Genomic DNA, 23,089 nt, shown 5'->3' with positions numbered 1-23,089 from the left:
CGCCAGTGCTCGTCCTTCCTAGACTGCAAAGGTTTTCTATCACGCTGAAAAGAAGACAAAGTGCTAAAATAAAAATCATTTTAGCACTTTGTCAACGATCTGAGCCGATGACAGGGTCACGGCTTTCTTGACGTTATTAGTCTTGGAGATTAATCCATACACTTTTGACTTCTGTATAGTTGTTAAGGGCATATGATCCCATTTCTCTGCCAAGACCTGATTGCTTATATCCTCCAAACGGGGAGGCGGCATCAAAGACATTATAGCAGTTAACCCAAATCGTTCCTGCTTCAAGACGTGCAGCGATATCATGGGCATGCTTTAAGTTTTCTGTCCAAAGTCCTGCTGCTAATCCATATTCAGACTGGTTGGCTCGTTCGACCACTTCATCAATGGAATCGTAAGGAATGGCAGATAAGACAGGCCCAAAGATTTCTTCTTTGGCAATGGTCATTTCATCTTCTACATCTTTAAAAATAGTAGGGGAGACGAAATAGCCAGCCTCATAAGGGCAATCGCCCCCGACAACGGCTGTTGCCCCTTCGGATTTACCTTTTTCAATATAGCCTAACACGCGTTCGTGCTGTTCTTTACTTACAAGAGGTCCAATTTGCGTATCTTGATGAAGACCAGCGCCTTGTTTAAGGGATCCTGCATATTTGGCCATTTGATCGACCACTTCATCATATTGGCTCCGATGAACAAAGACTCTTGACCCTGCGCAGCATACTTGACCTTGGTTAAACATGACGCCATTTAAAGCACCTGGAATGGCTTTCTTTAAATCGGCATCAGGTAAAATAATATTCGGTGATTTTCCGCCAAGCTCTAATGTGACCCTCTTAATGGTTTTAGCCGCTTTCTCCATAATTAATTTCCCAACACTTGTTGACCCTGTGAAGGCCAGCTTGTTCACGTCAGGATGATCAGTTAAGGCTTCTCCGGCTGTTTCGCCAAATCCAGGAACGATGTTAATCACGCCTTCTGGGAAGCCGGCTTTGTCCACTAATTCTGCTAAGTAAAGAGCAGAGAGTGGAGTTTGTTCGGCTGGCTTTAAAACGATGGTGCACCCTGTTGCAAGTGCGGCGCCCATTTTCCACATAGCCATGAGCAGCGGGAAGTTCCATGGGATGATTTGTCCTACAACCCCAACCGGCTCATGGCGGGTATAATTAAAATATCCTTGACTGACAGGAATGGTTTGTCCATTCATTTTTGTCGTCCAGCCCGCATAATAGCGCATGTGCTCAATAGCGAGGGGGATATCTGCATTTGTTGTTTCATTAATTGGTTTTCCGTTATCTAAAGTTTCTAGCTGTGCAAGCTCTTCCTGATTTTCCTCCATTAAATCAGCAAGCTTGAACATGAGGCGGGCGCGTTCAGCGGCAGACATTGAGCGCCAAGGACCATGAAAGGCTTTTTTTGCAGCTTTTACGGCCTCATCAATATCTTTTGCACCTGCTTCATAAACATCAATAAGGGTTTCGCCTGTGGCTGGGTTAGGAGTAGCAAAGGTTTTGTTATCGTGACTTGTGACAAACTGACCATTAATGTAGAGTTTTTTCGTCCCTTGGAGAAAAGATTCGAGTTTTGAACTAATTTGAAGTGTTGTAGAGCTCATAAATAAACAAACCTCCTTAAAGATATGGATTGTTTTCTGCGAGTTCTAGGTGGGAAAAGCGGACATGCAACTTAAATTGTATACGCACAAAGATGTAAACGTATACAATTATCATATTACACGACCTGTTTGAAAGCAATCCATAACACTCATTGCATTTCGCGAAAATTTGGCTACAATAAATGTATAGATGAAAAAAGGAGTTTTTAAATCATGATCCATCAAAACTGGCAAACGGCTCAAACGTTAAAACAAGTAAAATGTGTACATACAAATGCGAAAAAATATATGGTCGACCGGGCATTAACGGTTGGAAGCACATATGAAGTGAAAAATGAAACAGAAGAATTCCTGTTTGTCGTAGACAATACGGGTAAAGTAGGCGGGTATTACAAGGAGTATTTCGAAGATATTTCAGCTGAATGATTTTGAGGGTCATCACTCATACTAAGAAAAACAGTAAAGGGTGATGATGATGAAAAAGCAGCAAAATGACGAGCAGAAAAATCAAAATGCATGGCATGAACACGAGGACGCTGATATGGCGATTACGCTTGAACAGATTTCCGATGTGTATGCCGAGGGAACGATTGATACACCAAAAGACGAATAGTTATTTAAAAACAGTGATTTGGCATAATCACTGTTTTTTTATTGGAATGATTCAGCATTTTTCTCGAAAAGAACTGAAACTTTTTTCCTGGTTTAACTGTCTAAATAAGTAGAGGAAAGAGCATCGGATCAAAAAGAAAAAGTTAAATGAAATTTAATCTATTCGTAATGGAATAACAACCATTTATAGCGTATTCTATAAGTGAGAATAAAACGTACCCACAGAGCCGTGTGGCCGTTTTGTCATAAAGGAATTTGATGCAGGAAGAGGGGGTTTACGTGGGTATTTTTTCTGTCAGTAAACAAAATGATAAGAAATTCGAATCCTTATTGATTGAAGGGGAAAGAATTGAGGCTGTTTACAGACTGCGTCACGACCAAATTTGCTTTACCAATAAACGACTGATCTTTGGCGATAACCGCGTATTTTCTAAGAAGAAAGTCAGGGTCTCCTTGCCGTATCGATCAATTGAAAGTTTTGCCATACAAGAAGCTGGCGTGTTTGATCAGGACACAGGTATGCTGCTTGTCACAAGCTCAAAAGTATTTGAACTCGACTTTTCCAAAGAGACGGATTTGAGTGATGTGCAAGCCATTTTGACAAAACATCTTTGCTGATCAATCTTGCGATTACATAGATCATATGCACTTTTCTCATTCTTCGTTCTTATTTTTATAGATCGCACATTGCTAAGTCCTTCCCATCTGATGAGAAGGGCTTTTTTCTGCTTAAGTGTTTGAATGATAGCAAAAAAGGATAAAGATGAAACAGATACAGAAAGGAGAATGAACAATGAAAGTATTAGTTGCAGGAGCAAATGGACATACAGGCAGACTTGTCGTTCGTTATTTAAAAGAAAAAGGACATGAGCCGCTTGCTCTCATTCGAGATGAAAAACAAGCTGATGCACTAAAAGAACTTGGTGCAGCACCTGTCATCGGTGATCTTGAAAAAGATGTGACAGATGCTGTGAAACAAGCAGACGCTGTCATCTTTGCAGCTGGTTCAGGCTCAAAAACAGGTGCAGATAAGACCATTGCGGTCGATCAAGAAGGGGCAAAACGCCTCGTTGATACAGCGAAAAAAGAAAACATACAGCATTTTGTTATGCTTAGTGCCTATAATGCAGATGATCCGAATCAAGGAAAAGGGCAAGGAAGTATGGAAACTTATTATGAAGCAAAAAGAAAAGCTGATGAGCACTTAAAACAGTCTGGTCTTTCCTATACGATTGTCCGCCCAGGTGCCCTGCTACATGAGGAGAAGACAGGAAAGATTGAAGCTGCCGAACATATTCCAGATGATCAAAACATCGAGATTTCAAGAGAGGACGTAGCCATTGTTCTTGTGGAGAGCTTAACAGAATCCAATGTGAAAAATAAGTCCTTTGACTTGATGAAAGGCGAAAAATCAGTAGAAGAAGCACTTCGTCATCTGTAAGAAAAGAAAGCTGCTGCCAAAGAGGCGGCGGCTTTTTTGATGTTTTCTTTTCTCTTTCAGCGGGAAGGTAATGAGAAAGGAGTGATTGACCGTGGGCTTAACGAAAGAACAACAAGCTGATTTATACGAAAGATTGATTCAATTAAAAGAAGATGTGAAGGGATCAAAAAAGAAAGAAGAATCGATGCTCGTTGAATCGAGTGAGATTTCAAATGGTGTTGGGAATCATATCGCTGATCATGGGAGCATCTATTTAGACCGTATGACAGAACAAACGCTGGATCAGGTCGATGATCAGCTTGAAGGTGAAATCGATGCAGCACTGAAACGAATGGAAGACGGAACATATGGGATATGTGAGAAAACGGGAAAAGAGATTCCATACGAGCGTTTAAAAGCAGTTCCATATACACGTTATTCAATAGATGCAAAGAAAAATGAAGAAACCACTCAAGATCCAAACGAATTTGACCGTTCATTCTCCGATCAAATGCGCGATTTAACAAATAGAGAAACAATGGATCAGATGCATTCAGATACGTATGAAAGATTAGAGGAAGAGCAAGATGCTGATGTAGATGAGGAAAAATAGGATCATAAGCGAAGGTTAAATTTTTTCAGAATAATTTTTTCTTATGTACACATGAACAAATAACTTGTATACATGAGTATTTCATAGAAAAAAGATCTCTTGAAATTTAATAAACTTTCGTGTAATATAGTTTAAAGGCTGCGATGCGCGTAATGTTAATTAAGTTTTAACCTTTAAGCTGTAATAGGGAGTTTTATATTGAAGCCGGAATGTCATGCCTCCTTAGCGAGGAAGACAGGAACGTTTCTGCAAACACCCACTTTGAGGAGTGGTGGTTTAAAACTTTCTTACTTAGATTACGGCATCCGCAGCTTTTCCTAGGATGATTCAAGCCATTTTCCATTTTGGAAAATGGCTTTTTATTTTGTGAAAAAACGAAATTGCACAGTCAGCCGGAAGAGGCATGAATGTATGTTAAAATAGACAAAACAAAAGACGGAGAGGGAATTGGATGTTAGAACAAGCAGAAGCACTCCTGAAACAATACTTTGGCTTTGACGCCTTTAGGCAGGGACAGAAGCAAGCCATTGAATCGATTGTAAACAAACAGAAGGATACCGTCTGTATTATGCCGACAGGCGGGGGGAAATCGGTTTGCTACCAGATTCCTGCCCTGATGATGGAAGGAACAACGATCGTTGTATCCCCGCTAATTTCTTTAATGAAAGATCAAGTCGATGCACTAAATGAGATGGGCATACGATCGTCCTTTTTAAACAGCACACTTTCCGCAGCTGAAATGAATAAAAGGCTGAAAAAATGTGAAGATGGGGAATATCAGCTGCTTTATATCACACCTGAACGTTTACAAAATGAACGTTTTTTTCAGCTGCTTGATCGGTTAACGATCCCTTTAATTGCAATTGATGAAGCACACTGTATATCTGAGTGGGGGCATGATTTTAGGCCGAGCTACCGCTTTATTCAAGAATGCTTAAATCGGCTGACAAAAAGGCCAGTGATTGTCGCATTAACGGCTACAGCCACGAAAAAGGTTCACCGAGATATATGTGAACAGCTTGGCATGAACGAAGAAGAAACCATTTTTACTGGTTTTGCTAGAGAAAATTTATCTTTTCAGGTGGTCAAAGGAGAAAATAGTGACCGCTTTATCACACATTATATGAAGAAAAATAAGCTTGAGTCCGGCATTATCTATACTGCTACAAGAAAAGAAGCCGAAAATATTTACAATCGGCTAAAGAAACAAAAGATCAAAGCGGGCATTTATCATGGCGGGTTAGATGATGATGTGAGAGAAGAGCAGCAAAACCTGTTTTTAAATGATGACATCCAGGTTATGGTGGCTACATCTGCATTTGGCATGGGAATTAATAAGTCAAATGTCCGTTTTGTGATACATCATCAAATTCCAAGGGATATTGAAAGCTACTATCAAGAGGCTGGACGCGCCGGCAGAGACGGGCTCCAAAGTGAATGCATTTTACTGTTTTCGCCGCAGGGCGTACGAATGCAGCGATTCCTCATTGAACAGTCAACAGAAGATGAAGTGCGCTTTCAGCATGAGCTGCTTAAACTTAGACAAATGGTCGATTACTGTCACACTGAGCAATGTCTGCAGCAATTTGTGATGGACTACTTTGATCAATCAGCAAGTGCCCCTTGCCAAAAATGCAGTAATTGCCTTGATGAAAGAGAGCGTGAAGAGGTCACTCGAGAAGCGCAAATGGTTTTATCGTGTACGGTTAGAATGAACGAGCGCTTTGGAAAAATGATGATTGCTCAAGTACTGGCAGGCTCTAAAAATAAAAAAGTGCTTGACCTCGGTTTCGACCGTCTTCCTACATACGCTTTAATGAAGCAGCAATCCGCCCAGCAAATCAGTGATTTCATCGAATTTTTAATTACCGAAGAGTATTTGCACATGTCTGAAGGAGCTTATCCAACATTAAAAGTGACACATAAAGGAAAGAAAGTGTTAGTCGGGCAAGAGGCTGTGTATAAAAAGCAGGCAGTTAAAAGAGAGGCGATTCAAGAAAACGATGCATTATTTGAGCAGCTGAGAGCGGTGAGAATGAAGCTGGCAAGAGAGCTGGGCGTTCCGCCATTTGTTGTATTTTCTGATCAAACCTTGAAGGAAATGTCAGCCGTTCAGCCTAAAACAGAAGAAGAACTTCTCCATATTAAGGGAATAGGCGCTCAAAAAAGAGAGAAATACGGGGATGTTTTTTTAGAAGAAATCCGTTTATTTATAGAAAAAGAGAAAAATAAAAAGGTTGAAGAAGAAAAATAAATTTTTTTCGCTGCGTTTGGACACGTTTTCAACAGGAGGTTTCTGATCCTTTCAAAACCTTGATATGGCGGGTAATCGAGCTGTTTTGTGGTCTGATTTACCAATGGAGAGAGATGTTTCATGTAAAGGAACTGTAATCTAAAACATATCGTTTTGTTATTGAATTGACATTTACATATGTTACGATAGCACTCGTTAGCCGCCATAAAAAGCTAACAAGGGAGGATTTACTTTATGAAGAAGACTATTATGTCCTTGGTTGCTGTTGCAGCAATCTCTACAACAGCATTTGGAGCACAGCAAGCTTCTGCAAAGGAAATCACTGTGAAGAAAGGTGATACACTTTGGGGAATCTCTCAAAAAAATGATGTGTCTCTAAAGGACCTAAAGGGTTGGAACAATTTATCTACAGACATGATTTATGTAGGTGATAAATTGACAATCTCTTCAAAAGAGAAAACTCAGGAGCAGTATAAAGTCCAGAAGGGGGACAGCCTCTGGAAAATCGCTCAAAAATTCAATGTGTCAATTAGCGATATTAAGTCTTGGAATAACTTAAACTCAGATATAATTATGATTGGTTCAACACTAAGTGTTGCTGGTCAAAGCTCAGCTCCGGTAAGCTCAGAGCCTGTACAAAAACAGGAGCCTGTCCAAAAAGAGCAAACAACACAAAAAGCTGCTCCAAAACAGGAAGCACCGAAAAAAGCTGCTCCTAAACAGGAAACAGCTAAAGCAGAATCATCTTCTGCTAGTCAAAGTGTACAAAAAGAAATGACTGTAACGGCTACGGCTTATACAGCAAATGATGGTGGCATCTCAGGTATCACTGCAACAGGGGTAAACTTAAACAAAAACCCAAATGCGAAGGTGATTGCAGTAGATCCTAATGTCATTCCATTAGGAAGTAAGGTTTATGTTGAAGGCTACGGTGAAGCCATCGCAGCAGATACTGGCGGCGCAATTAAAGGTAACAAAATTGATGTTCATGTACCAAGCAAATCCCAAGCAAAAAATTGGGGCGTAAAATCAGTCAAAGTGAAAGTACTTAACTAGTAACTTATTGTTTTTTGGAAGAAAGCATCAGGTGGCGGCCTGATGCTTTTATTGTACCCTTTTTTTGGTCAAAAAAACACACATTTTTCAGAAAAATTTGCATTTTCGACAAAAAACAGCGTATATTCCATCATACACGCTGTTTTTTTGTCGTTAGCTGTCCACCCAATAAATTTCTCCGCTTTGTTCTTTCCAATTGATTTGGACATCAAATTGGTGCTTTTCATAAAAGTGAATCAAGCGGTCCACGTGATTCCAATCTCTTTTGACGAGGTCACCTGTGATGACGGGGATGTTCTGCTCTCTTGCGATTTCTTTTAAATGCTTCATACAGATTGAACCGTATCCATTATCGGGAGGTCCTTTAATATCGGCAATATGAATCTTTCCTTCTTCAGGATATTCAGCAATTAAGGAAAAATCAGATTGTCCGCGAAAAGCTTTTTCACAATCGGTCAGCATGATTTTACATGTATCAGCATTTTCAATGGCAGAGACAATCATCCATTCATCTTCTTTCGCCTGATCAATGCCAATGATCTTTGCCTTTTTCGAAATATCTTTCATATTTTCTTGCATTCGATACATTTGGAACTGCAATTGCTGTAATTCTTGCTCTAACGCCTTCACATCTTTGGGTGTTTCCTGTAAGATTGACAAGTCCATTACTCCTTTCATATAAGAAATGATAAAAATCACATAAATTCCAATTTTAAAGGAAGTGGATGAATCTTTCAACCCGTTAGAACGCCAGTAATCGGCAAGTTTGTCTAAAATTCGACGAAGACAGCGAATTCATTGACTTTATAGAGAAAGTTAAATAACATACTCTTAGTCGGAACTAATAAAGAGAGGTTTTCAAACATGAACGAACAGAATCAAAAACCGAAAAATTTCACCGGCATTGTTGTCATTTTAACAATTGCCATAAACGGATTAATCGCTTTATTATTTTTAATGCCAAAAACAGATAAATTTAGTCATCTGGACATTACATTTCTGCCGTTACTGAATGCCGTGATGAACAGCTTTACGTTTATCTTCTTACTTTCAGCACTCATTATGATTAAACAAAAGAACATTAAAGCACATAGACGATTTATCTTTGCTGCATTTTCAACAACACTTGTCTTTTTAATTTCCTATGTGACATATCATTCAATGGCAGCTGATACACACTTCGGCGGAGAAGGGATCATCCGTCCAATTTACTTCTTTATTTTGATTACACATATTGTGCTTTCAGCAATTATTGTACCACTTGCATTGATTACACTATTTAGAGGCGCACAGATGCAGGTCGAGCGCCACCGTAAAATTGCCCGCTGGACGATGCCGCTTTGGCTCTATGTTAGTCTCACTGGCGTCATTGTCTATATCATGATTTCTCCATATTACAGCTAACGTATGTCCAACTGGACATACGTTCTTTTATTTACAAGATGAAGTGCTTTGGATAGAATGGAAATTGGATATCCGACTAGCACGGTATCTTCCCATCTATAGATTCACATCATTTCTGGCCGTTTGCTCGTTTGGAGATCAACAATTGGACGAAACGGGGGTTATATGATGACTGAACAATTGCAGTATAAACCGGGGCTTGAAGACATTGTGGCAAGCGAAACGTCCATATCATACTTAGATGTGGAGCAAGAGGAAATTGTGATTCGCGGGTACGACCTCATTGAGCTGGCACAAAACAAGACATATTTAGAAACAGCCTATCTGCTTATTTATGGAAGATTACCAGATAAGATGGAATATCACCAATTTCAGCAAGATATATCCTCACAAACGAACTTACATCCAACCATTCAAACCATATTAACGAATCTTCCAAAAACCACTCACCCTATGGATGCGATGAGAACGTGTTTATCTGCTCTTGCAGGGTATGATGACGCATTACATGATCGATCTGAAGCGTGCCAAGAAAGGCGTGCAGTTCGATTACTAGGACAGCTGCCGGCCATTGTTGCTGGAAGCTATTATATTCTCACAAAAGACGCCGCTATTTCTCCAGATCAGACCAAATCCTACACTGAAAACTTTTTATCCATGCTAACTGGACGCACCCCGACACAAGACGAAATTACCGCTTTTGACCAAACACTCACATTATATAGCGAACATGAGCTGCCGAATTCAACGTTTGCGGCTAGAGTGATTGCATCCACGCATTCTGACATGTACGGTGCATTTACTGGAGCGATCTCTTCATTAAAAGGTGACCTCCACGGAGGAGCAAATGAAGCTGTCATGCACATGCTTCTTGAAGGAAAAACAACAGAAGGATTTCTTGCGCTCATTGAACGAAAATTAGCTGCAAAAGAAAAAATGATGGGCTTTGGCCACAGAGTATACATGAGAAAAATGGACCCGCGAGCCGCTCTTTTAAAACGTTCATTGAAAACGCTTACTGAATCAAAGGGAGATACAACGCTATATGACATGTGTGTAGCAGGAGAGGCATACATGAAAGAGCAGAAAAACCTTTATCCAAATCTTGATTATTATGCTGCACCGATTTATTACGTGCTCGGAATTCCTATTTCACTTTATACACCCATTTTCTTTGCTGCAAGAGCTAGCGGATTAGCCGCACATGTTATTGAACAGCATTTGCATAATCGCATTTTTAGACCGAGAGTCCGGTATTTAGGGCCAAGAGGATTAAAGGTTTCAAATGATGATGGAAAAACGGGGGAATGAACATGAACAAAACAGCAGTCGCCAATCAAACAGATCAGCTATTAGAAGAAATCGCTGCCTATGCAGTAGACGGAGAAATTACAAGCAAAGAGGCCATTGAAACCGCGCGGTATGTGCTCATAGACACGCTCGGGTGCGGAATGCTGGCTCTTAATTTTCCAGAATGTACGAAGCACCTTGGACCTATCGTACCTGGAACTGTTGTGCCTAACGGAGCAAGAGTTCCAGGCACTTCATTTGTGCTAGATCCTGTTCAAGCGGCTTTTGATATTGGCTGTATGATCCGCTGGTTAGATTATAATGACACGTGGCTTGCACAGGAGTGGGGGCATCCGTCAGATAACTTAGGCGGAATATTAGCTGTAAGTGATTATATCAGCAGAACACGCCTTGCAAACGGAGAAGAGCCGCTAACGATGAATGACGTACTGCATGCAATCGTCAAGGCACATGAAATTCAAGGTGTCCTTGCTTTAGAAAATTGTCTAAATCGAAATGGATTGGACCATGTGTTATTTGTCAAAGTGGCAACAAGTGCAGTTGTGTGTGCAATGCTTGGCGGAACAAAGGAAGAGGTCCAGCATGTGTTATCACAAGCGTTTGTTGATAATTCCCCGCTTAGGACGTATCGCCACGCCCCAAACACAGGATCGAGGAAATCATGGGCAGCAGGGGATGCAACAAGCCGCGGAGTGAGGCTGGCAATGATGACACGTAAAGGGGAAATGGGTTATCAAACGCCTCTCAGTGCAGAGAAGTGGGGCTTTGAAGATGTTCTTATGAAAGGAAAACCACTTACGCTCGCCCAGCCCCTTGGATCATACGTCATAGAAAATGTTCTTTTCAAAATTGCTTATCCTGCTGAGTTTCATGCACAGACAGCTGCAGAGGCGGCTGTGATGCTGCATGACGCTGTAAAAGATCGTTTAGATGAAATTGACCGGGTAGAGATTACGACACATGAGTCAGCGATTCGGATTATTGATAAGAAAGGTCCGCTTTATAATCCGGCAGACCGTGATCATTGCTTGCAGTATATTACAGCTATTGGACTGATCTATGGTGAACTAACAGCTGACCATTATGAAGAAGAAACGGCGCAAAATCCAGCCATTGATCGTCTTCGTGACCGAATGATTGTGAAAGAGGATAAACGTTACACAGAGGATTATTTAGATCCGAAAAAGAGATCGATTGCAAACTGTGTACAAATTTTCTTTAAAGACGGGACGATGACAGACCGAATTGAAATTGAATACCCGCTCGGTCACCGCAGAAGAAGAGAGGAAGGCATTCCGCTGCTTGAAAAGAAATGGGTCTATCATTTAAAGACAAGGTTTCCACAAAAGCAAGTGGATCAAATTGTGTCACTCTGCCAAAATCCAAATCAATTAAAAACAACAACAGTACCAGCATTTATGGACTTATTCGTCATATAAGGGGGAGCTAGCGTGTGGATCGTGAATGAAGAAAGAAGTCAGGCTGATTTAGCCGCAGCCTTTAAAGAACAAATGAACAAATCAGCTTTATTTCAAATTACAGGCGTTCACGATGGAATGTCTGCGCTCTATGCGAAAAAAATGGGCTTTCAAGGGCTCTATTTATCAGGTGCCGCTTTTTGTGCCAGCAAAGGACTGCCAGACCTCGGCATGATCCATTCAACAGAAATGGCTGAAAAAGCGAAGGAGATTATTCGAGCTTCCCAGCTGCCGCTTTTGGTCGATATGGACACAGGTTATGGCGGTGTTTTAAATGCAGCAAGAGCGGCAAAAGAAATGGTTGAGAGCAAAGTGGCAGCTGTTCAAATTGAAGATCAGCAAATGCCGAAAAAATGCGGGCATTTAAACGGGAAATCACTCGTTCCAGTAGAAGAAATGGTCGCAAAAATCAAAGCCATCAAACAAGCGGCACCAACGCTTTTGGTGATTGCGAGAACCGATGCAAAGTCCGTAAATGGAATGGAGGATGTCATCCGCCGGGCCAATCTTTACGTAGAAGCAGGAGCTGATGCTATTTTTCCTGAGGCACTCATTACAGCAGAGGACTTCACGCATGCGTCAAACCATATTAAAGGTCCGCTCCTTGCAAACATGACGGAGTTTGGCAAGACGCCTTATTATCATGCAGATGAATTTTCTATATTTGGCTTTCAAATGGTCATTTACCCTGTGTCATCACTTAGAGTTGCTGCAAAAGCGTATGAGCGTTTATTTACAGAAATCATGGAAAAGGGAACGCAGCAGGGGATACTTGGGGATATGCAAACGAGAAAAGAGCTGTATGAAACGATTCATTATGATGAATATGAGGAAATGGACCAGCATTTAGCAAAAACGATCCTCCCGGAAATTGGGAAAGAACAGCGATAAAATGAAAAGCACTTCCTTGACGGAAGTGCTTTTTTTACGATGATGGTGTGGATGAAGAAGCCAATTTCATCTTTTCTTCAACTGTTTTCGTTTTTTCTTTTACTTTTTCAGCGTAAGTGAAGTCACCGTAGCAATACGGATAGCGGAAGTTATCTTTATTGCCGCCGCACGTATAGACCTCGGGGTTTCGTTTCACTTGCTTTTTGGAGTATTGCTTTGCCAGTTTCTCGGAATGTTTTCCCCCGTTTTTTGCAACAAAATCAATATAGCCGATTCCCATGTTATAGCTTTGAATAATGGTTTCCAAATCAACGCCTTTTTTCTTCCCATGCTTGTACATAGTCGAAAAATGATGGACTCCTTGTTTAATGCTTTTCTCAGGGTCATTGATTTCATTTCGTTTCAAACCAAGAGATTCAGAGGCCTGCATTGGATCTCCGCCCCTGCCTTTTGATTCTTGATACATCATACCGAGGATTAACCCGGTATACTGATCTAAATCTTGATCTCTTAACTCTGTTTCTACAAGCGGTTTGTAATCATCCAATCTCGACAAAACAATTGATTCCGTATCAATCGGCAGCTTTTTTAACTCCTTTTGATTAAAGGAGATGGCAATGGCTGCTAATACGAAAACAAAGAGAAAAATCGTGAAACAGCCTGAAATGGCAAAACATCCTGTTTTTTTCTTTTTCAAGGTCAGTTCACCCCTGTTTTGCCCCGCTTTTAAAAGGGAAGTACAGCCTTTTCATTATGCCATATCCTGTGCAGGATACCAAGTGAAAACCTTATAATCAATCATATCCAAACGTAAATTCAGATCTTGTTTTCAGCCTGAAGCAGAAATAAACAAAACCGATAATCAGCCAAATCAAGCCAATGATTAATGCATTTGTACTGATGCTCGTTAACAGCCAAATGCAAAACGCCGTCCCGCATAGAGGGATCACGGCATATCTCAATGTATTCAGTACACCTCTTTGTTTTTGTTTGACGAAAAAGTACGCAAAAACAGACAAATTCACAAAGGTAAATCCAATTAAGGCGCCGAAGCTGATAAAGGAATAAATGACTTCAAGTTCGCCAACGACTGCGGTTAATGAGAAAGCTCCGATTAACAAAATATTAAAAACAGGGGTTTTTAATCTCGGATGAATATACCCGAAGAAACGCTTTGGTAACGATTGATCTCTTCCCATTGCATATAAAAGCCTTGCTGCACTCGCATGTGACGATAAGGAGGAAGAAATGACAGCGACCATTGTGCCGGCTAAAAAGAACGAGTGGAGAAATGCGCCGCCCACGAATTCTGCAATTTCAAGTGAGGCTGCATCAGGATGTTTGAACTGCTGAAAATTTGGAAACACCTGCTGCAAAAAATAAGACGTCAAAGTAAACAGTACGCCTCCAATCGCAACTGTTAAGAAAATGGCAAGCGGAATCGTCTTTTTTGGTTTAATGGTTTCCTCAGACATAGTGGAAATGGCATCAAATCCTAGAAAGGAGAAACATAAAATGGTCGCTCCTGAAAAAATAAGCGCTGGATCTAAGCTCGCTGAATAAAAAGGCCGGGCTGACAATAACTCTCCACTGCCAGCGTTTTGCGTGAGCCCATAAATAACAAATCCAACAAAGGTGACGGCGACAATGACCTGAAATGTCACAAACAGCGCCGTAATGTTGGCTGTAAGCCGTATACCGATGACATTGACAGTCGTTATGGCGATAGCAAGTATGATGATCCAAATGTAATGAGGTACATCAGGAAAGGCTGCGGTTAAATAAGCACTTCCGATCGCAAAATTCACCATAGGCAGAAATAAATAATCCAGTAAGAGTGTCCAGCCCACAAGGAAGCCGACATGAGGATGAATACTTTTTTGCGCATATGTATAAGCAGATCCTGCTTTTGGAAAAGCCTTCACCATATTCCCATAGCTAAGCGCTGTCAATAGTAATGCCAGCAACGTAAATATATAAGCTGCAGCGACGTGTCCTTTCGTCAGCTGAGCAACAATGCCGTATGAATCAAATACGACAAGTGGATCCATATAAGCAAGCCCGATCACAACAAGTGGAAAGACAGTCAGGCTGCGTTTTAGTCTTGGCTCTTCAGTCAATTTGCCTATCAGCTCCTCTAAAAATGAATAAATAATGCTCATTTTAAAAAGAATGCTACCAAGTGTCAATGCTATTTGAATAAATCTTTTGTTTAAAGTGTGCCCGCTTTGCACGCCGGACGTTTTAGTATATGATGATACATAGAATAAGTCGTGATTTGACTAACAAGAAAGGTGAAGCGAAATGAAGGAAGAACTGAATACAAATCAAGAACAGGAACGGATGGAGCTGGATGAAGAAAGTTTATTTCTTGTCTCCCAAACGTTTAAAGCCTTATCTGATCCGACACGTATTCGTATTCTGCACCTCTTGTCTCAAGGTGAATACTCGGTAAATGATATCGCAGAAACGCTGAATCTCATGCAATCAACAGTTTCTCATCAGCTGCGCTTTTTAAAAAACCTTCGTCTCGTGAAATCTAGACGAGCAGGGACATCGATCTTTTACAGTCCTGAAGATCAGCATGTGATGGAAGTACTTGAACAAATGATTCATCATGCACAGCATGACTAATAAAAACCTTCCTACTCATATAGGAAGGTTTTTACGCATGATGCGTATGTGCTGCTCGTTTACCTGCTTTCATCATTTGATAAGAAAAAACGACATAGTAAGCAGCTAACAGAAAAAAGCTGAGCATGGTCATGGCATCATCACTCACAATATGCTGATACAGTTCAACGACACCAATCTTTGTGAGCGAATGGTTCGTCAGCTCACCCAGCTTAAAACTAAGTCGAGATAAAAATAAACATAAAATGAAGCTTTCAATCCATTTACTCGTTTTCACGTAAAGACGGCCATTTTCTTCTTTCATGCGGATCGTCTCATAGGCATGAACGGCCAGACTGCTTCCAAAGAGCATACCAATAGCGGCATAGATGAAAATGCTGTGATTTTGCCAGCCTTCTAATAAGAGAATAAGGGCAGTGAGTCCAAATACATACATTCTCATCAAAAGACTGATCGGGCGCACAAGCTGATAGCGTCTCATTCGATTCATTCGAAAGATGATGCAGATTAGCATAATGCTCCCAATTATGAATAACTGCCACACGTGATGTGTCATGATGCAACCTCCTCCTGCATGTGCAGGGATGTAAACGAATGCTGGCTGTTCCTTATCTTTACCATTCTTTCATTTTTTATCAAATCAAAACCTACATTTATGAAAAAGAGGAAAAGGCATGAAAATCGATCGTATTTTGTCTATTGTGATGCTGCTCATTAGCAAAAAGCAAATACAAGCGAAAGACCTTGCTGAACTTCACGAAGTGAGCGTAAGGACGATTTATCGCGATATTGAGACCATCAATCAAGCCGGGATTCCTATTGTGACAACACAAGGAGCAGGCGGAGGCATTTCGCTTGTTGACGACTATCGTTTAGAGAAAAAATTATTTACCGATGATGACATTGAGCTTATTTTAACTGCCCTTGAAAGCATGACGAGTGCATACTCCTTTAAAGAAAGTGAACATGTACTGAAAAAAATCAAATCTCTCATTCCTCCACAAAGTGATGAAAGCAAGAAACAGCACCATGTCTTTATTGATTTAAGCTCATGGGGGAAAGACAGCCAGGCAGAAAAGAAGCTTCAGCTGATCCATACCGCTGCTTCCGCGCATCAATTCATTCAATTCACTTATCGCAACGCAAAAGGTGAAACACTTCCACGTAAAGTGGAGCCTTATACGCTTGTCTTAAAAGGAAGGCATTGGTACTTGTATGCGTTTTGTTGTGTGAAACATGATTTTCGTCTATTCAAGCTGACCAGAATGACAGACCTCATCACCATTTCAGCATATTTCAGGCCGAAAAGAATCAAAAATGAAGAGAAGCCTTGGAATGACTCTTGGCATGAAGAACCTTCAGTCACAACCCTCACGCTCAGGTTAACGGAAGCATCAGTTGGCAAAGTGAAGGAATGGGTGGATGAGAACGAATTGATCATATGTTCAGACGGAACCTATCTGGCAGCATTGACTGTGCCGCAAGATGATTGGCTGCACAGTTTCCTATTCCATTTAGGACCGGACGTCGACATTGTTTCACCTCAGCACATCAAGGAAGCATTTGATCTCCAATTAAAACAATTTATGAAGCGATTAGAAACTTGACACACTGTTGTCAGGTTTCTTTTTATATGATGGGAGAAAAGGAGATGAGAATGTATGTACGATATCGTCACATTAGAGAAACAATGGATCAAAGGGTTGTCTGTTCGAACAACAAATGAAATAGAGAAAACAAAAGAGCGGAAGATTGCGCCGCTCTGGCAGGATTTTTTTGCGCAGCAGCTACATGGGGGACAAGCTCCAGTCATAGGGCTGTATTCAGATTATGAAAAAGATGAACATGGTTCTTATTTATTTACAGCTGGGCAATTTGCGGATCAGCAGATCGAACATGTAAAAGAGATTCCTGCGTCCACCTATGCAAGATTTCAAACGAGAAAAGGACCGATTGAAGAGGTCGTGCTTGAAACATGGCACAAGATTTGGACTTGGGATCAGCGTCAATACCGCACTTATACAGGTGATTTTGAATGGTATGATGAAAGATCTATTGATCCAAAAGAAGCGCAAATTGATATTTATATTGCGGTTGATGAAAAAATGATTGCTAAAACTAATACCATTAGTTAATATAAAACTAACGATATTAGTTTTAGGAGGACAATCATGAGATTAACAACTTTTGACCGTCTGCACCAGCTTACATTGATACCGCGATTATTTCCGGTAAATTGCTATGTCTTTGAGGAAGAGGAAGGACTCATCTTAATTGATGCTGCTTTAAAAATGGCGGCAAACTCGATCATCGAATTTGCCCGTAAAAAGAACAAACCAATTCATAAGATTATTCTCACTCATAGCCATATGGATCATATCGGCGCATTAGATGAGGTGAAGAAGGCTTTTCCAGAGGCAGTTGTCTATTTATCAAAACGTGATGCACGCCTTTTTGAAGGTGATTTTTCCTTGCTCCCTGATGAACCTCAGCAAAAAATTAAAGGCAGTTTTATGAAAAATATTCATACAAAACCAGATGTGCTTGTCGAAGAAGGAGATGAGATTGGGCCGCTCAAAGTGATTGCAACACCAGGGCATACACCCGGCAGCATTTCTTTATACGATGAAAGGTCAGGAGTTGTCATTGCAGGGGATGCACTTGTGACAAAAGGCGGCTTATCGGTTACGGGTGAGTTTCGGTGGAGCTTCCCGTTCCCGGCATTTGCCACATGGGATGCAGAAACCGCATTAAAAAGCGCTGAAAAATTACTAGCGCTGCGGCGCATATCCTGTCTTGCTGCAGGACATGGTGACCTTATCATAGAGCCTCATGAAAAGCTTCAAGCTGCCGTTAAAAAAAGACAGCACCAGCTAAAAAAAGGAGGGCAGTAAACCGTGTCTCCAAGAATGGGAATTACACAAGAAAAAATTATGGATACAGCGGCTGCATTTGTTGATGAAGAGGGCTTCTCCGCTTTGACCATTGCTACATTGTCTAAAAGGCTGAATATTAGGCCGCCTTCTCTTTACAATCACGTATCCGGCCTTCATGAGATTCAGGCAGCACTCGCAGTAAAGGGGCTCTCCATGCTTTGTGAGGAAGGGATGCAAGTCACAGAGGGGCTGGAAAAAGAAGAAGCTGTTTTGGCCTTTGCCAGACAATATGTGCAATTTGTCCGAACACATCCCGGTCTTTATGAAGCTGCCTTTTCACATATGAACGAAAAAGAAGTACGACTTGCAGCAGAGCGCCTTGTTCAGTTTGTTCAATCCATTATGTCACGCTTTGGTGTAAAAGAAGAAGAAATGACGCATGTCGTCAGAGGACTGAGAAGCTTACTGCATGGCTTCGGTGATATTTCTAATAAAAAGGGATTTCAACGAAAAGAACAGCTTGAAGAAAGTGTGAGCTATGCGGTTCGGCTCTATATCACAGGTGTATTGCAAAAAGAAGATCTGTCTATTTGACAGGTCTTTTTTTATAGCAAATCGATATCATAAAGGAGTGTCCGTCTGGCACAATTTTTTAGCGAGAAAATCGAATAAAGATTTGACAGTTTTGTGAAACATGGTATGCTTATTATGTGAAATAATTCACATAGAGGAGTAGAGGCAGATGAAAAGAAAGCCTGTTTATGTGGAAACAACCATTCATGCACCTTTAGAGAAAGTATGGGAATATACGCAAAATCCAAAGCTTCATGAACAGTGGGATTTGCGCTTTTCAACCATTTCATTAAATGGACCCCAAGATGAACAGCCCCAAACTTTTTTGTATGAAAAGCATCTTGGTTTTGGGGTAAGTGTCACAGGGACAGGAGCATATCGAACTAGAATGATGGATGAACGGAATGAACGGGCATCCTCGCTTAAATTTAAATCGTCACACCCATTGTCTTTTATCAAAGAAGGCGGCGGCTATTGGAAATATGTGAAAACGAACGATCATATTGTGTTTCAAACGCAATTTGATTATGAACCGAAAGAAGGAAAAGGATGGGCGTGGGCAGATCGATTTCTTTTTCGCCCGATGATGGGGTTTATGACGGCCTTTAGTTTTGGCGCACTAAAGACGTGGCTTGAAAAGGGTACGCACCCTCGGTTGTTACTGGAGAGAACACTTGCCCATTATGGAATTTGTTTGCTGTTTGCCATCGTCTGGCTGTGCCAAGCGGTTATCCCTTTTTCACATTCTGCTTTTGATCATAGCACCGGATTTCGGTTGTTTTATGCCCTTATAGGCGTATCATGGCTGATACCTAAGCTATCAAAGAAATATTTGTTCATTCTTCAAAGTGTGTTTCTGCTGCTGATGCTTTGTATCGGGATTCTATCCCCCCAAACGACACTCCATGAGCCGCTTGTGATGAGTGCATTTTTGATCCTATCCATTGCAGGAATGATTAATTTAAAAGATTGTATAGACGTATTTTCGATCAAACGAAAAAGGGGAGGTAGACATGGTCGTTCATCGTCATCAAGTAAAGGATTACGATAAGCTTCATCCAAAATTAAAAGAGAGATACAATCGTGCATTTACCGCTGAAGGCACCATGGAGGAAATAGGCGGCGGAACGAGGCTCATTCGATTTTTCTTCAAAATTGGTCCACTGTTTCGCTGTTTTTTCCCTGAGAGAGGAAAAAACATTCCTTTCCGGATTGTGAATAAACCCTTTATGACAAATAAGGGAGAGGAAGGCATGCACTGGTTTCGTACGTTTTATTTCCCAAAGAAGGAACGGCACTTTGATGCAGATATGATCATTGATGAGAAGAGTCATAAAGTACTAGACTATTTTGGAAAGCCTAGACTTCTTATGTCAGAGCTTCATTTTACAGTAACAAAACATGGGTTCCTTCGCATTCAATCCGGCCGGCAGAAGCTGTTGATGTTAGGACGTGATTGGCCGCTGCCTTCATGGCTTTACGGTGTGTCAGATGTCACAGAAGGCTACGAGGAGCACGCGGGTGTGTATACCATTGATGTGCATGTGAAAAACCGATTGTTTGGGACCCTTTTTACATATAAAGGCCGGTTTACTGAAAGGGTGATGTCTCATGATGAATAAATGGCATTTGATATCAAGCCTCGTCTTCATGTGCTGTTTTATCGCCACCCGCTTGATGACAGGTCCGGTAGCAGAGTTATTTGTACTGATAGCCATTCTGTTTTTCCTTCCTGCAATTTTAGCCTTTTTTGTGAAGGAAGAGAGGGAGAGTAAGCCGGGGATACTGCTCGGCTTTTTAATGAAAGCCTTTCCATTAGCTGCTCTTTGTGCAACGGCTGCATTCATCTATCATTCTGCTTTGTTTGCATCGGGATGGTTTTTGTATACGATTCTTTTGGCGTTATATGGCTTTACTCGTTTGCTGAAAAGGGGAATCTTTCCGCTTCATGAATTGATCATCGATGGTGCATGGATGTATCTCGCTTTAGGAGGGCTTTGGTTTTGGCTGTACACGGCAGATATACAGGTGATGACCTTTTCACCAATCATCGTGCTTTTGACCGCTATTCATTTTCATTACTCGGCTTTTTTTATCCCGCTTTTCTATGGATTATTAGGGAGACAGCGAGAAAAAGAGACAGCTTTATACAAAGCGGCAGGCTGGGTGATTTTGCTGTCACCTGTGATGATTGCTGTTGGGATTAGCTTCTCCCGTCTATTTGATACGTTCAGCGTCACGCTATATGTCATTGCACTCTACTTGTACGGTATTCTTTGTATGAAAACAAGGTTTCGATCGACTGTGGCAAAAGTGCTGATTGTGTTTTCTAGCTGCGTCTTAATGGGAACGATCGTGCTATCTCTTCTTTATTCCGCTGGCATGCTCATGCGCGTGACCTACATCAGCATTGATCAGATGATTTGGTTTCATGGCAGTATTAATGCCTTTTTTGTTATTTTACCAGGTTTGATTGGATGGCTGATCGAAGGGCCAAAGGATCAATTGAAGCAGAAGGACTTTCCGATATCAAAAGTGCATGGCCGTTTTCATTTGATCTCTTTTCAAAAGGAAGGAATGCATGATCGAGAGAACCTTGGTTTAGTCGATTCACTTGATGATTTAAATGGAACGACATTTTCAGCTGATAGGGTGTCACCTGTGATTCGAAGGTTTTATGAGAACCCGATGGCGTTTACGTTAAAAGCAGCAGTCTGTTTTCATTGGTGGGTGAGGCCGTTTGTTTTTTTACTTCAGCCAGTTTTTAAGAAAATAGGCCAGCTCTATTTGGGGACATCTCGTATCCCGTATGAAATGAAGGGGCGTCTGACTACATTTCAACATCCTAAAGAAGGGCGAAAGAATGTCAGGGCGTGGATCCGTTATAACGAAAAAGGGGAGCAGGTCTTTTTTGCACTTTATGCTCATCATCACGATGCAGCTGCAGGCTATATGAATATTGCGCTGCCGCTTCCATATTCTCAGATGACCGCCATTTTAAAACCTTTTAATGAAAATGAAGACTTTCTCTTAAAAAGTGCATGTCCAAAAGGCAGTACCGGTGACGAAGGATTGTATTTGCATACACCTTTTATCACCATGAAACTGCCAATGGAAGAAAGCTTTCATATGAAGCCGGAGACAGATAAAAGTCTCACAGCAGTTCATCAAATGAAGCTATTCGATATTCCCTTTTTAACGATTCATTATCAAATTGACAGCGGGAAGCCATCCTGTTAGTCAATGATGTCACATGGTTCACCGTGCCGAATGATGTTCACAATCGCTTGCCCATCACTCGGATGATGATCTGCATACTGGACTGGCAGCAGTGCAAAAAATACATAGTAGACAGAGAAGTAAGCAAATTGATAGAAAAATTGATGTTCTGGCAGGATATCATTGGCGATCATTGTATTCAGTATGAGAACACTGAGCAGGTTGCATAATGATCCGCCTAGGTAGACAAGAATATGCGAGAATCGGTTATTTTTCCTCATTTCTTCATAATGGCAAAATGCATCTAGAAAATAGATTCGTCTAATTTCAACAACACCTATTTTCAATACTTTTTTGCCTCTGCCAAGAGCAAAAGAAACCTTTGCGCCAAACATCCATGCGACCATAATATGGCCAAGCTGATGCAAGATGGCAACGATAGGAAGAATGACGAAAAACGACCAGCAAAATGTCCACATATCTGATAATGTAAACAAGTGTTAACCCCTCCCCGATATATTTGGGAGGAAGCAGTAGGATTATTTGCCATTTTACTGAATTCATTTTCAGGATGCAAATATTTAATACATGACGATAAAAACATTATGTAAACTAAAGGGTAGTTTTTGCGATGAATCGGCTTTTTGACTCACTTTTTTTACGAAATGAATGTGCTACAATGAAAAAAACAATAGATAACTCTAGTAAATGAACCTACCCTTGAATGAAGAGGAGAGAATCAGATGGCAGATATTGAACAGTTTTTGGCGTTAGATATTCGTGTTGGGACGATCATTGAAGCAGAATTCTTTGCAGAGGCAAGAGTACCTGCATTAAAACTCAAGATTGATTTTGGTGAAGAGGTTGGTCTAAAGCAATCCAGTGCTCAGCTGACAAAACGTTATACGGCTGAGAGTCTTATTGGCAGACAAATCGTAGCAGTCGTCAATTTTCCGCCAAGAAGAATTGCAGGATTCAAATCAGAAGTGCTTGTCTTAGGGGGCATGCCGTCAAAAGAAGACGTGGTTTTACTAGCCACAGATGAGCCTGTCGAAAATGGAACAAAAATAGGGTAATAAAAAAGACATCTTCCTGAGAAGATGTCTTTTGCGTATTGAGGCGGAATA

General features: G+C 41.0%; 26 protein-coding genes and 1 other RNA gene. 21 read left to right on the top strand and 6 right to left on the bottom strand.

Annotated elements, in window-relative coordinates; all coding sequences use genetic code 11:
- Positions 1-136: 136 nt before the first annotated feature.
- Positions 137-1,621 (bottom strand): aldehyde dehydrogenase family protein, encoded by a 1,485-nt coding sequence (locus MHH65_RS09550; protein ID WP_024422684.1) that lies wholly within the window; start codon positions 1,619-1,621, stop codon positions 137-139.
- Positions 1,622-1,834: 213 nt separating this feature from the next.
- Between MHH65_RS09550 and MHH65_RS09545 the strand changes: the two genes are divergently transcribed.
- The 8 genes from MHH65_RS09545 to MHH65_RS09510 all read left to right on the top strand — a co-directional run bounded on the left by MHH65_RS09545 (position 1,835) and on the right by MHH65_RS09510 (position 7,576).
- Positions 1,835-2,047, top strand: coding sequence for a DUF6501 family protein (locus MHH65_RS09545; protein WP_024422683.1), 213 nt, complete (start codon positions 1,835-1,837; stop codon positions 2,045-2,047).
- A 49-nt stretch (positions 2,048-2,096) separates the two neighbouring features.
- Positions 2,097-2,234, top strand: a complete 138-nt coding sequence (locus MHH65_RS09540) for a DUF4025 domain-containing protein (RefSeq protein WP_075611524.1) — start codon at positions 2,097-2,099, stop codon at positions 2,232-2,234.
- Positions 2,235-2,512: 278 nt separating this feature from the next.
- A complete protein-coding gene (locus MHH65_RS09535) occupies positions 2,513-2,851 on the top strand; it encodes a PH domain-containing protein (protein WP_024422682.1) in 339 nt (112 codons plus the stop codon).
- A gap of 175 nt (positions 2,852-3,026) precedes the next feature.
- Positions 3,027-3,674 (top strand): SDR family oxidoreductase, encoded by a 648-nt coding sequence (locus MHH65_RS09530; protein ID WP_041109476.1) that lies wholly within the window; start codon positions 3,027-3,029, stop codon positions 3,672-3,674.
- A gap of 91 nt (positions 3,675-3,765) precedes the next feature.
- A complete protein-coding gene (locus MHH65_RS09525) occupies positions 3,766-4,266 on the top strand; it encodes a TraR/DksA family transcriptional regulator (RefSeq protein ID WP_024422680.1) in 501 nt (166 codons plus the stop codon).
- 132 nt (positions 4,267-4,398) lie between these two features.
- Positions 4,399-4,584, top strand: a non-coding RNA gene (gene ssrS / locus MHH65_RS09520) — 6S RNA.
- A 133-nt stretch (positions 4,585-4,717) separates the two neighbouring features.
- Positions 4,718-6,520: a DNA helicase RecQ gene (gene recQ / locus MHH65_RS09515; protein WP_335351016.1), complete on the top strand. Its 1,803-nt coding sequence runs from the start codon at positions 4,718-4,720 to the stop codon at positions 6,518-6,520.
- Between the two features lie 234 nt (positions 6,521-6,754).
- On the top strand, positions 6,755-7,576 hold the full coding sequence (locus tag MHH65_RS09510) for a 3D domain-containing protein (RefSeq protein WP_024422678.1): 822 nt from the start codon (positions 6,755-6,757) through the stop codon (positions 7,574-7,576).
- A gap of 153 nt (positions 7,577-7,729) precedes the next feature.
- On the opposite strand, the gene MHH65_RS09505 is transcribed toward MHH65_RS09510, so the two are convergent.
- Positions 7,730-8,242, bottom strand: coding sequence for a GNAT family N-acetyltransferase (locus tag MHH65_RS09505; protein ID WP_029708157.1), 513 nt, complete (start codon positions 8,240-8,242; stop codon positions 7,730-7,732).
- A gap of 198 nt (positions 8,243-8,440) precedes the next feature.
- Between MHH65_RS09505 and MHH65_RS09500 the strand changes: the two genes are divergently transcribed.
- The 4 genes from MHH65_RS09500 to prpB all read left to right on the top strand — a co-directional run bounded on the left by MHH65_RS09500 (position 8,441) and on the right by prpB (position 12,660).
- Positions 8,441-8,980 (top strand): DUF420 domain-containing protein, encoded by a 540-nt coding sequence (locus MHH65_RS09500; protein ID WP_024422676.1) that lies wholly within the window; start codon positions 8,441-8,443, stop codon positions 8,978-8,980.
- 168 nt (positions 8,981-9,148) lie between these two features.
- Positions 9,149-10,291: a citrate synthase gene (gene mmgD / locus MHH65_RS09495; RefSeq protein ID WP_034621348.1), complete on the top strand. Its 1,143-nt coding sequence runs from the start codon at positions 9,149-9,151 to the stop codon at positions 10,289-10,291.
- Positions 10,292-10,293: 2 nt separating this feature from the next.
- A complete protein-coding gene (locus MHH65_RS09490; RefSeq protein ID WP_034621351.1) occupies positions 10,294-11,730 on the top strand; it encodes a bifunctional 2-methylcitrate dehydratase/aconitate hydratase in 1,437 nt (478 codons plus the stop codon).
- A 12-nt stretch (positions 11,731-11,742) separates the two neighbouring features.
- On the top strand, positions 11,743-12,660 hold the full coding sequence (prpB, locus tag MHH65_RS09485) for a methylisocitrate lyase (RefSeq protein WP_034621354.1): 918 nt from the start codon (positions 11,743-11,745) through the stop codon (positions 12,658-12,660).
- A 34-nt stretch (positions 12,661-12,694) separates the two neighbouring features.
- On the opposite strand, the gene MHH65_RS09480 is transcribed toward prpB, so the two are convergent.
- Positions 12,695-13,357, bottom strand: coding sequence for a lysozyme family protein (locus MHH65_RS09480; RefSeq protein ID WP_024422672.1), 663 nt, complete (start codon positions 13,355-13,357; stop codon positions 12,695-12,697).
- Positions 13,358-13,454: 97 nt separating this feature from the next.
- Positions 13,455-14,780 carry an APC family permease gene (locus MHH65_RS09475; protein ID WP_025093128.1) on the bottom strand — a complete coding sequence of 442 codons (1,326 nt, stop codon included), beginning with the start codon at positions 14,778-14,780 and terminating at the stop codon, positions 13,455-13,457.
- 184 nt (positions 14,781-14,964) lie between these two features.
- Between MHH65_RS09475 and czrA the strand changes: the two genes are divergently transcribed.
- Positions 14,965-15,294: a Zn(II)-responsive metalloregulatory transcriptional repressor CzrA gene (gene czrA, locus MHH65_RS09470; RefSeq protein WP_024422670.1), complete on the top strand. Its 330-nt coding sequence runs from the start codon at positions 14,965-14,967 to the stop codon at positions 15,292-15,294.
- A gap of 31 nt (positions 15,295-15,325) precedes the next feature.
- On the opposite strand, the gene MHH65_RS09465 is transcribed toward czrA, so the two are convergent.
- Entirely contained in the window at positions 15,326-15,850 is a 525-nt protein-coding gene (locus tag MHH65_RS09465) for a mother cell-specific membrane sporulation protein (protein WP_335351015.1), read from the bottom strand.
- 118 nt (positions 15,851-15,968) lie between these two features.
- Between MHH65_RS09465 and MHH65_RS09460 the strand changes: the two genes are divergently transcribed.
- The 7 genes from MHH65_RS09460 (at position 15,969) to MHH65_RS09430 (ending at position 21,983) form a co-directional block, all read left to right on the top strand.
- Positions 15,969-16,901: a YafY family protein gene (locus MHH65_RS09460; protein WP_335351014.1), complete on the top strand. Its 933-nt coding sequence runs from the start codon at positions 15,969-15,971 to the stop codon at positions 16,899-16,901.
- Positions 16,902-16,955: 54 nt separating this feature from the next.
- Positions 16,956-17,429 (top strand): GyrI-like domain-containing protein, encoded by a 474-nt coding sequence (locus tag MHH65_RS09455; RefSeq protein WP_024428350.1) that lies wholly within the window; start codon positions 16,956-16,958, stop codon positions 17,427-17,429.
- Between the two features lie 36 nt (positions 17,430-17,465).
- Positions 17,466-18,188, top strand: a complete 723-nt coding sequence (locus MHH65_RS09450) for an MBL fold metallo-hydrolase (RefSeq protein ID WP_268436576.1) — start codon at positions 17,466-17,468, stop codon at positions 18,186-18,188.
- A 3-nt stretch (positions 18,189-18,191) separates the two neighbouring features.
- Complete coding sequence (locus MHH65_RS09445) at positions 18,192-18,764, top strand: TetR/AcrR family transcriptional regulator (RefSeq protein ID WP_024422665.1); 573 nt, start codon at positions 18,192-18,194, stop codon at positions 18,762-18,764.
- Positions 18,765-18,912: 148 nt separating this feature from the next.
- A complete protein-coding gene (locus tag MHH65_RS09440; RefSeq protein ID WP_024422664.1) occupies positions 18,913-19,794 on the top strand; it encodes a hypothetical protein in 882 nt (293 codons plus the stop codon).
- A complete protein-coding gene (locus tag MHH65_RS09435) occupies positions 19,757-20,365 on the top strand; it encodes a DUF4166 domain-containing protein (RefSeq protein ID WP_268421746.1) in 609 nt (202 codons plus the stop codon). The genes MHH65_RS09440 and MHH65_RS09435 overlap by 38 nt, the downstream gene beginning before the upstream one ends.
- On the top strand, positions 20,355-21,983 hold the full coding sequence (locus MHH65_RS09430) for a YndJ family protein (protein ID WP_255291001.1): 1,629 nt from the start codon (positions 20,355-20,357) through the stop codon (positions 21,981-21,983). The genes MHH65_RS09435 and MHH65_RS09430 overlap by 11 nt, the downstream gene beginning before the upstream one ends.
- On the opposite strand, the gene MHH65_RS09425 is transcribed toward MHH65_RS09430, so the two are convergent.
- Entirely contained in the window at positions 21,980-22,459 is a 480-nt protein-coding gene (locus MHH65_RS09425; protein ID WP_024422662.1) for a hypothetical protein, read from the bottom strand. The genes MHH65_RS09430 and MHH65_RS09425 overlap by 4 nt on opposite strands.
- Positions 22,460-22,705: 246 nt before the next feature.
- On the opposite strand from MHH65_RS09425, the gene csaA reads away from it, so the two are divergent.
- A complete protein-coding gene (csaA, locus tag MHH65_RS09420) occupies positions 22,706-23,038 on the top strand; it encodes a chaperone CsaA (protein WP_034621362.1) in 333 nt (110 codons plus the stop codon).
- The last annotated feature ends 51 nt before the right edge of the window (positions 23,039-23,089 follow it).

It is taken from the genome of Bacillus sp. FSL L8-0654 (genome assembly GCF_038629965.1).
GTDB classification, from domain to species: Bacteria; Bacillota; Bacilli; order Bacillales; family Bacillaceae; genus Bacillus; species Bacillus safensis.
Note: the sequence above shows the minus strand (reverse complement) of the source record. Positions and strands in the feature narration are given on the sequence as shown.

Coding starts and splice junctions, on each gene's coding strand:
- MHH65_RS09550 (WP_024422684.1), bottom strand. CDS start 1,621: ATGAGCTCTACAACACTTCAAATTAGTTCAAAACTCGAATCTTTTCTC.
- MHH65_RS09545 (WP_024422683.1), top strand. CDS start 1,835: ATGATCCATCAAAACTGGCAAACGGCTCAAACGTTAAAACAAGTAAAA.
- MHH65_RS09540 (WP_075611524.1), top strand. CDS start 2,097: ATGAAAAAGCAGCAAAATGACGAGCAGAAAAATCAAAATGCATGGCAT.
- MHH65_RS09530 (WP_041109476.1), top strand. CDS start 3,027: ATGAAAGTATTAGTTGCAGGAGCAAATGGACATACAGGCAGACTTGTC.
- recQ (WP_335351016.1), top strand. CDS start 4,718: ATGTTAGAACAAGCAGAAGCACTCCTGAAACAATACTTTGGCTTTGAC.
- MHH65_RS09510 (WP_024422678.1), top strand. CDS start 6,755: ATGAAGAAGACTATTATGTCCTTGGTTGCTGTTGCAGCAATCTCTACA.
- MHH65_RS09505 (WP_029708157.1), bottom strand. CDS start 8,242: ATGGACTTGTCAATCTTACAGGAAACACCCAAAGATGTGAAGGCGTTA.
- MHH65_RS09500 (WP_024422676.1), top strand. CDS start 8,441: ATGAACGAACAGAATCAAAAACCGAAAAATTTCACCGGCATTGTTGTC.
- mmgD (WP_034621348.1), top strand. CDS start 9,149: ATGACTGAACAATTGCAGTATAAACCGGGGCTTGAAGACATTGTGGCA.
- MHH65_RS09490 (WP_034621351.1), top strand. CDS start 10,294: ATGAACAAAACAGCAGTCGCCAATCAAACAGATCAGCTATTAGAAGAA.
- czrA (WP_024422670.1), top strand. CDS start 14,965: ATGAAGGAAGAACTGAATACAAATCAAGAACAGGAACGGATGGAGCTG.
- MHH65_RS09465 (WP_335351015.1), bottom strand. CDS start 15,850: ATGACACATCACGTGTGGCAGTTATTCATAATTGGGAGCATTATGCTA.
- MHH65_RS09460 (WP_335351014.1), top strand. CDS start 15,969: ATGAAAATCGATCGTATTTTGTCTATTGTGATGCTGCTCATTAGCAAA.
- MHH65_RS09455 (WP_024428350.1), top strand. CDS start 16,956: ATGTACGATATCGTCACATTAGAGAAACAATGGATCAAAGGGTTGTCT.
- MHH65_RS09450 (WP_268436576.1), top strand. CDS start 17,466: ATGAGATTAACAACTTTTGACCGTCTGCACCAGCTTACATTGATACCG.
- MHH65_RS09440 (WP_024422664.1), top strand. CDS start 18,913: ATGAAAAGAAAGCCTGTTTATGTGGAAACAACCATTCATGCACCTTTA.
- MHH65_RS09435 (WP_268421746.1), top strand. CDS start 19,757: ATGGTCGTTCATCGTCATCAAGTAAAGGATTACGATAAGCTTCATCCA.
- MHH65_RS09430 (WP_255291001.1), top strand. CDS start 20,355: ATGATGAATAAATGGCATTTGATATCAAGCCTCGTCTTCATGTGCTGT.
- csaA (WP_034621362.1), top strand. CDS start 22,706: ATGGCAGATATTGAACAGTTTTTGGCGTTAGATATTCGTGTTGGGACG.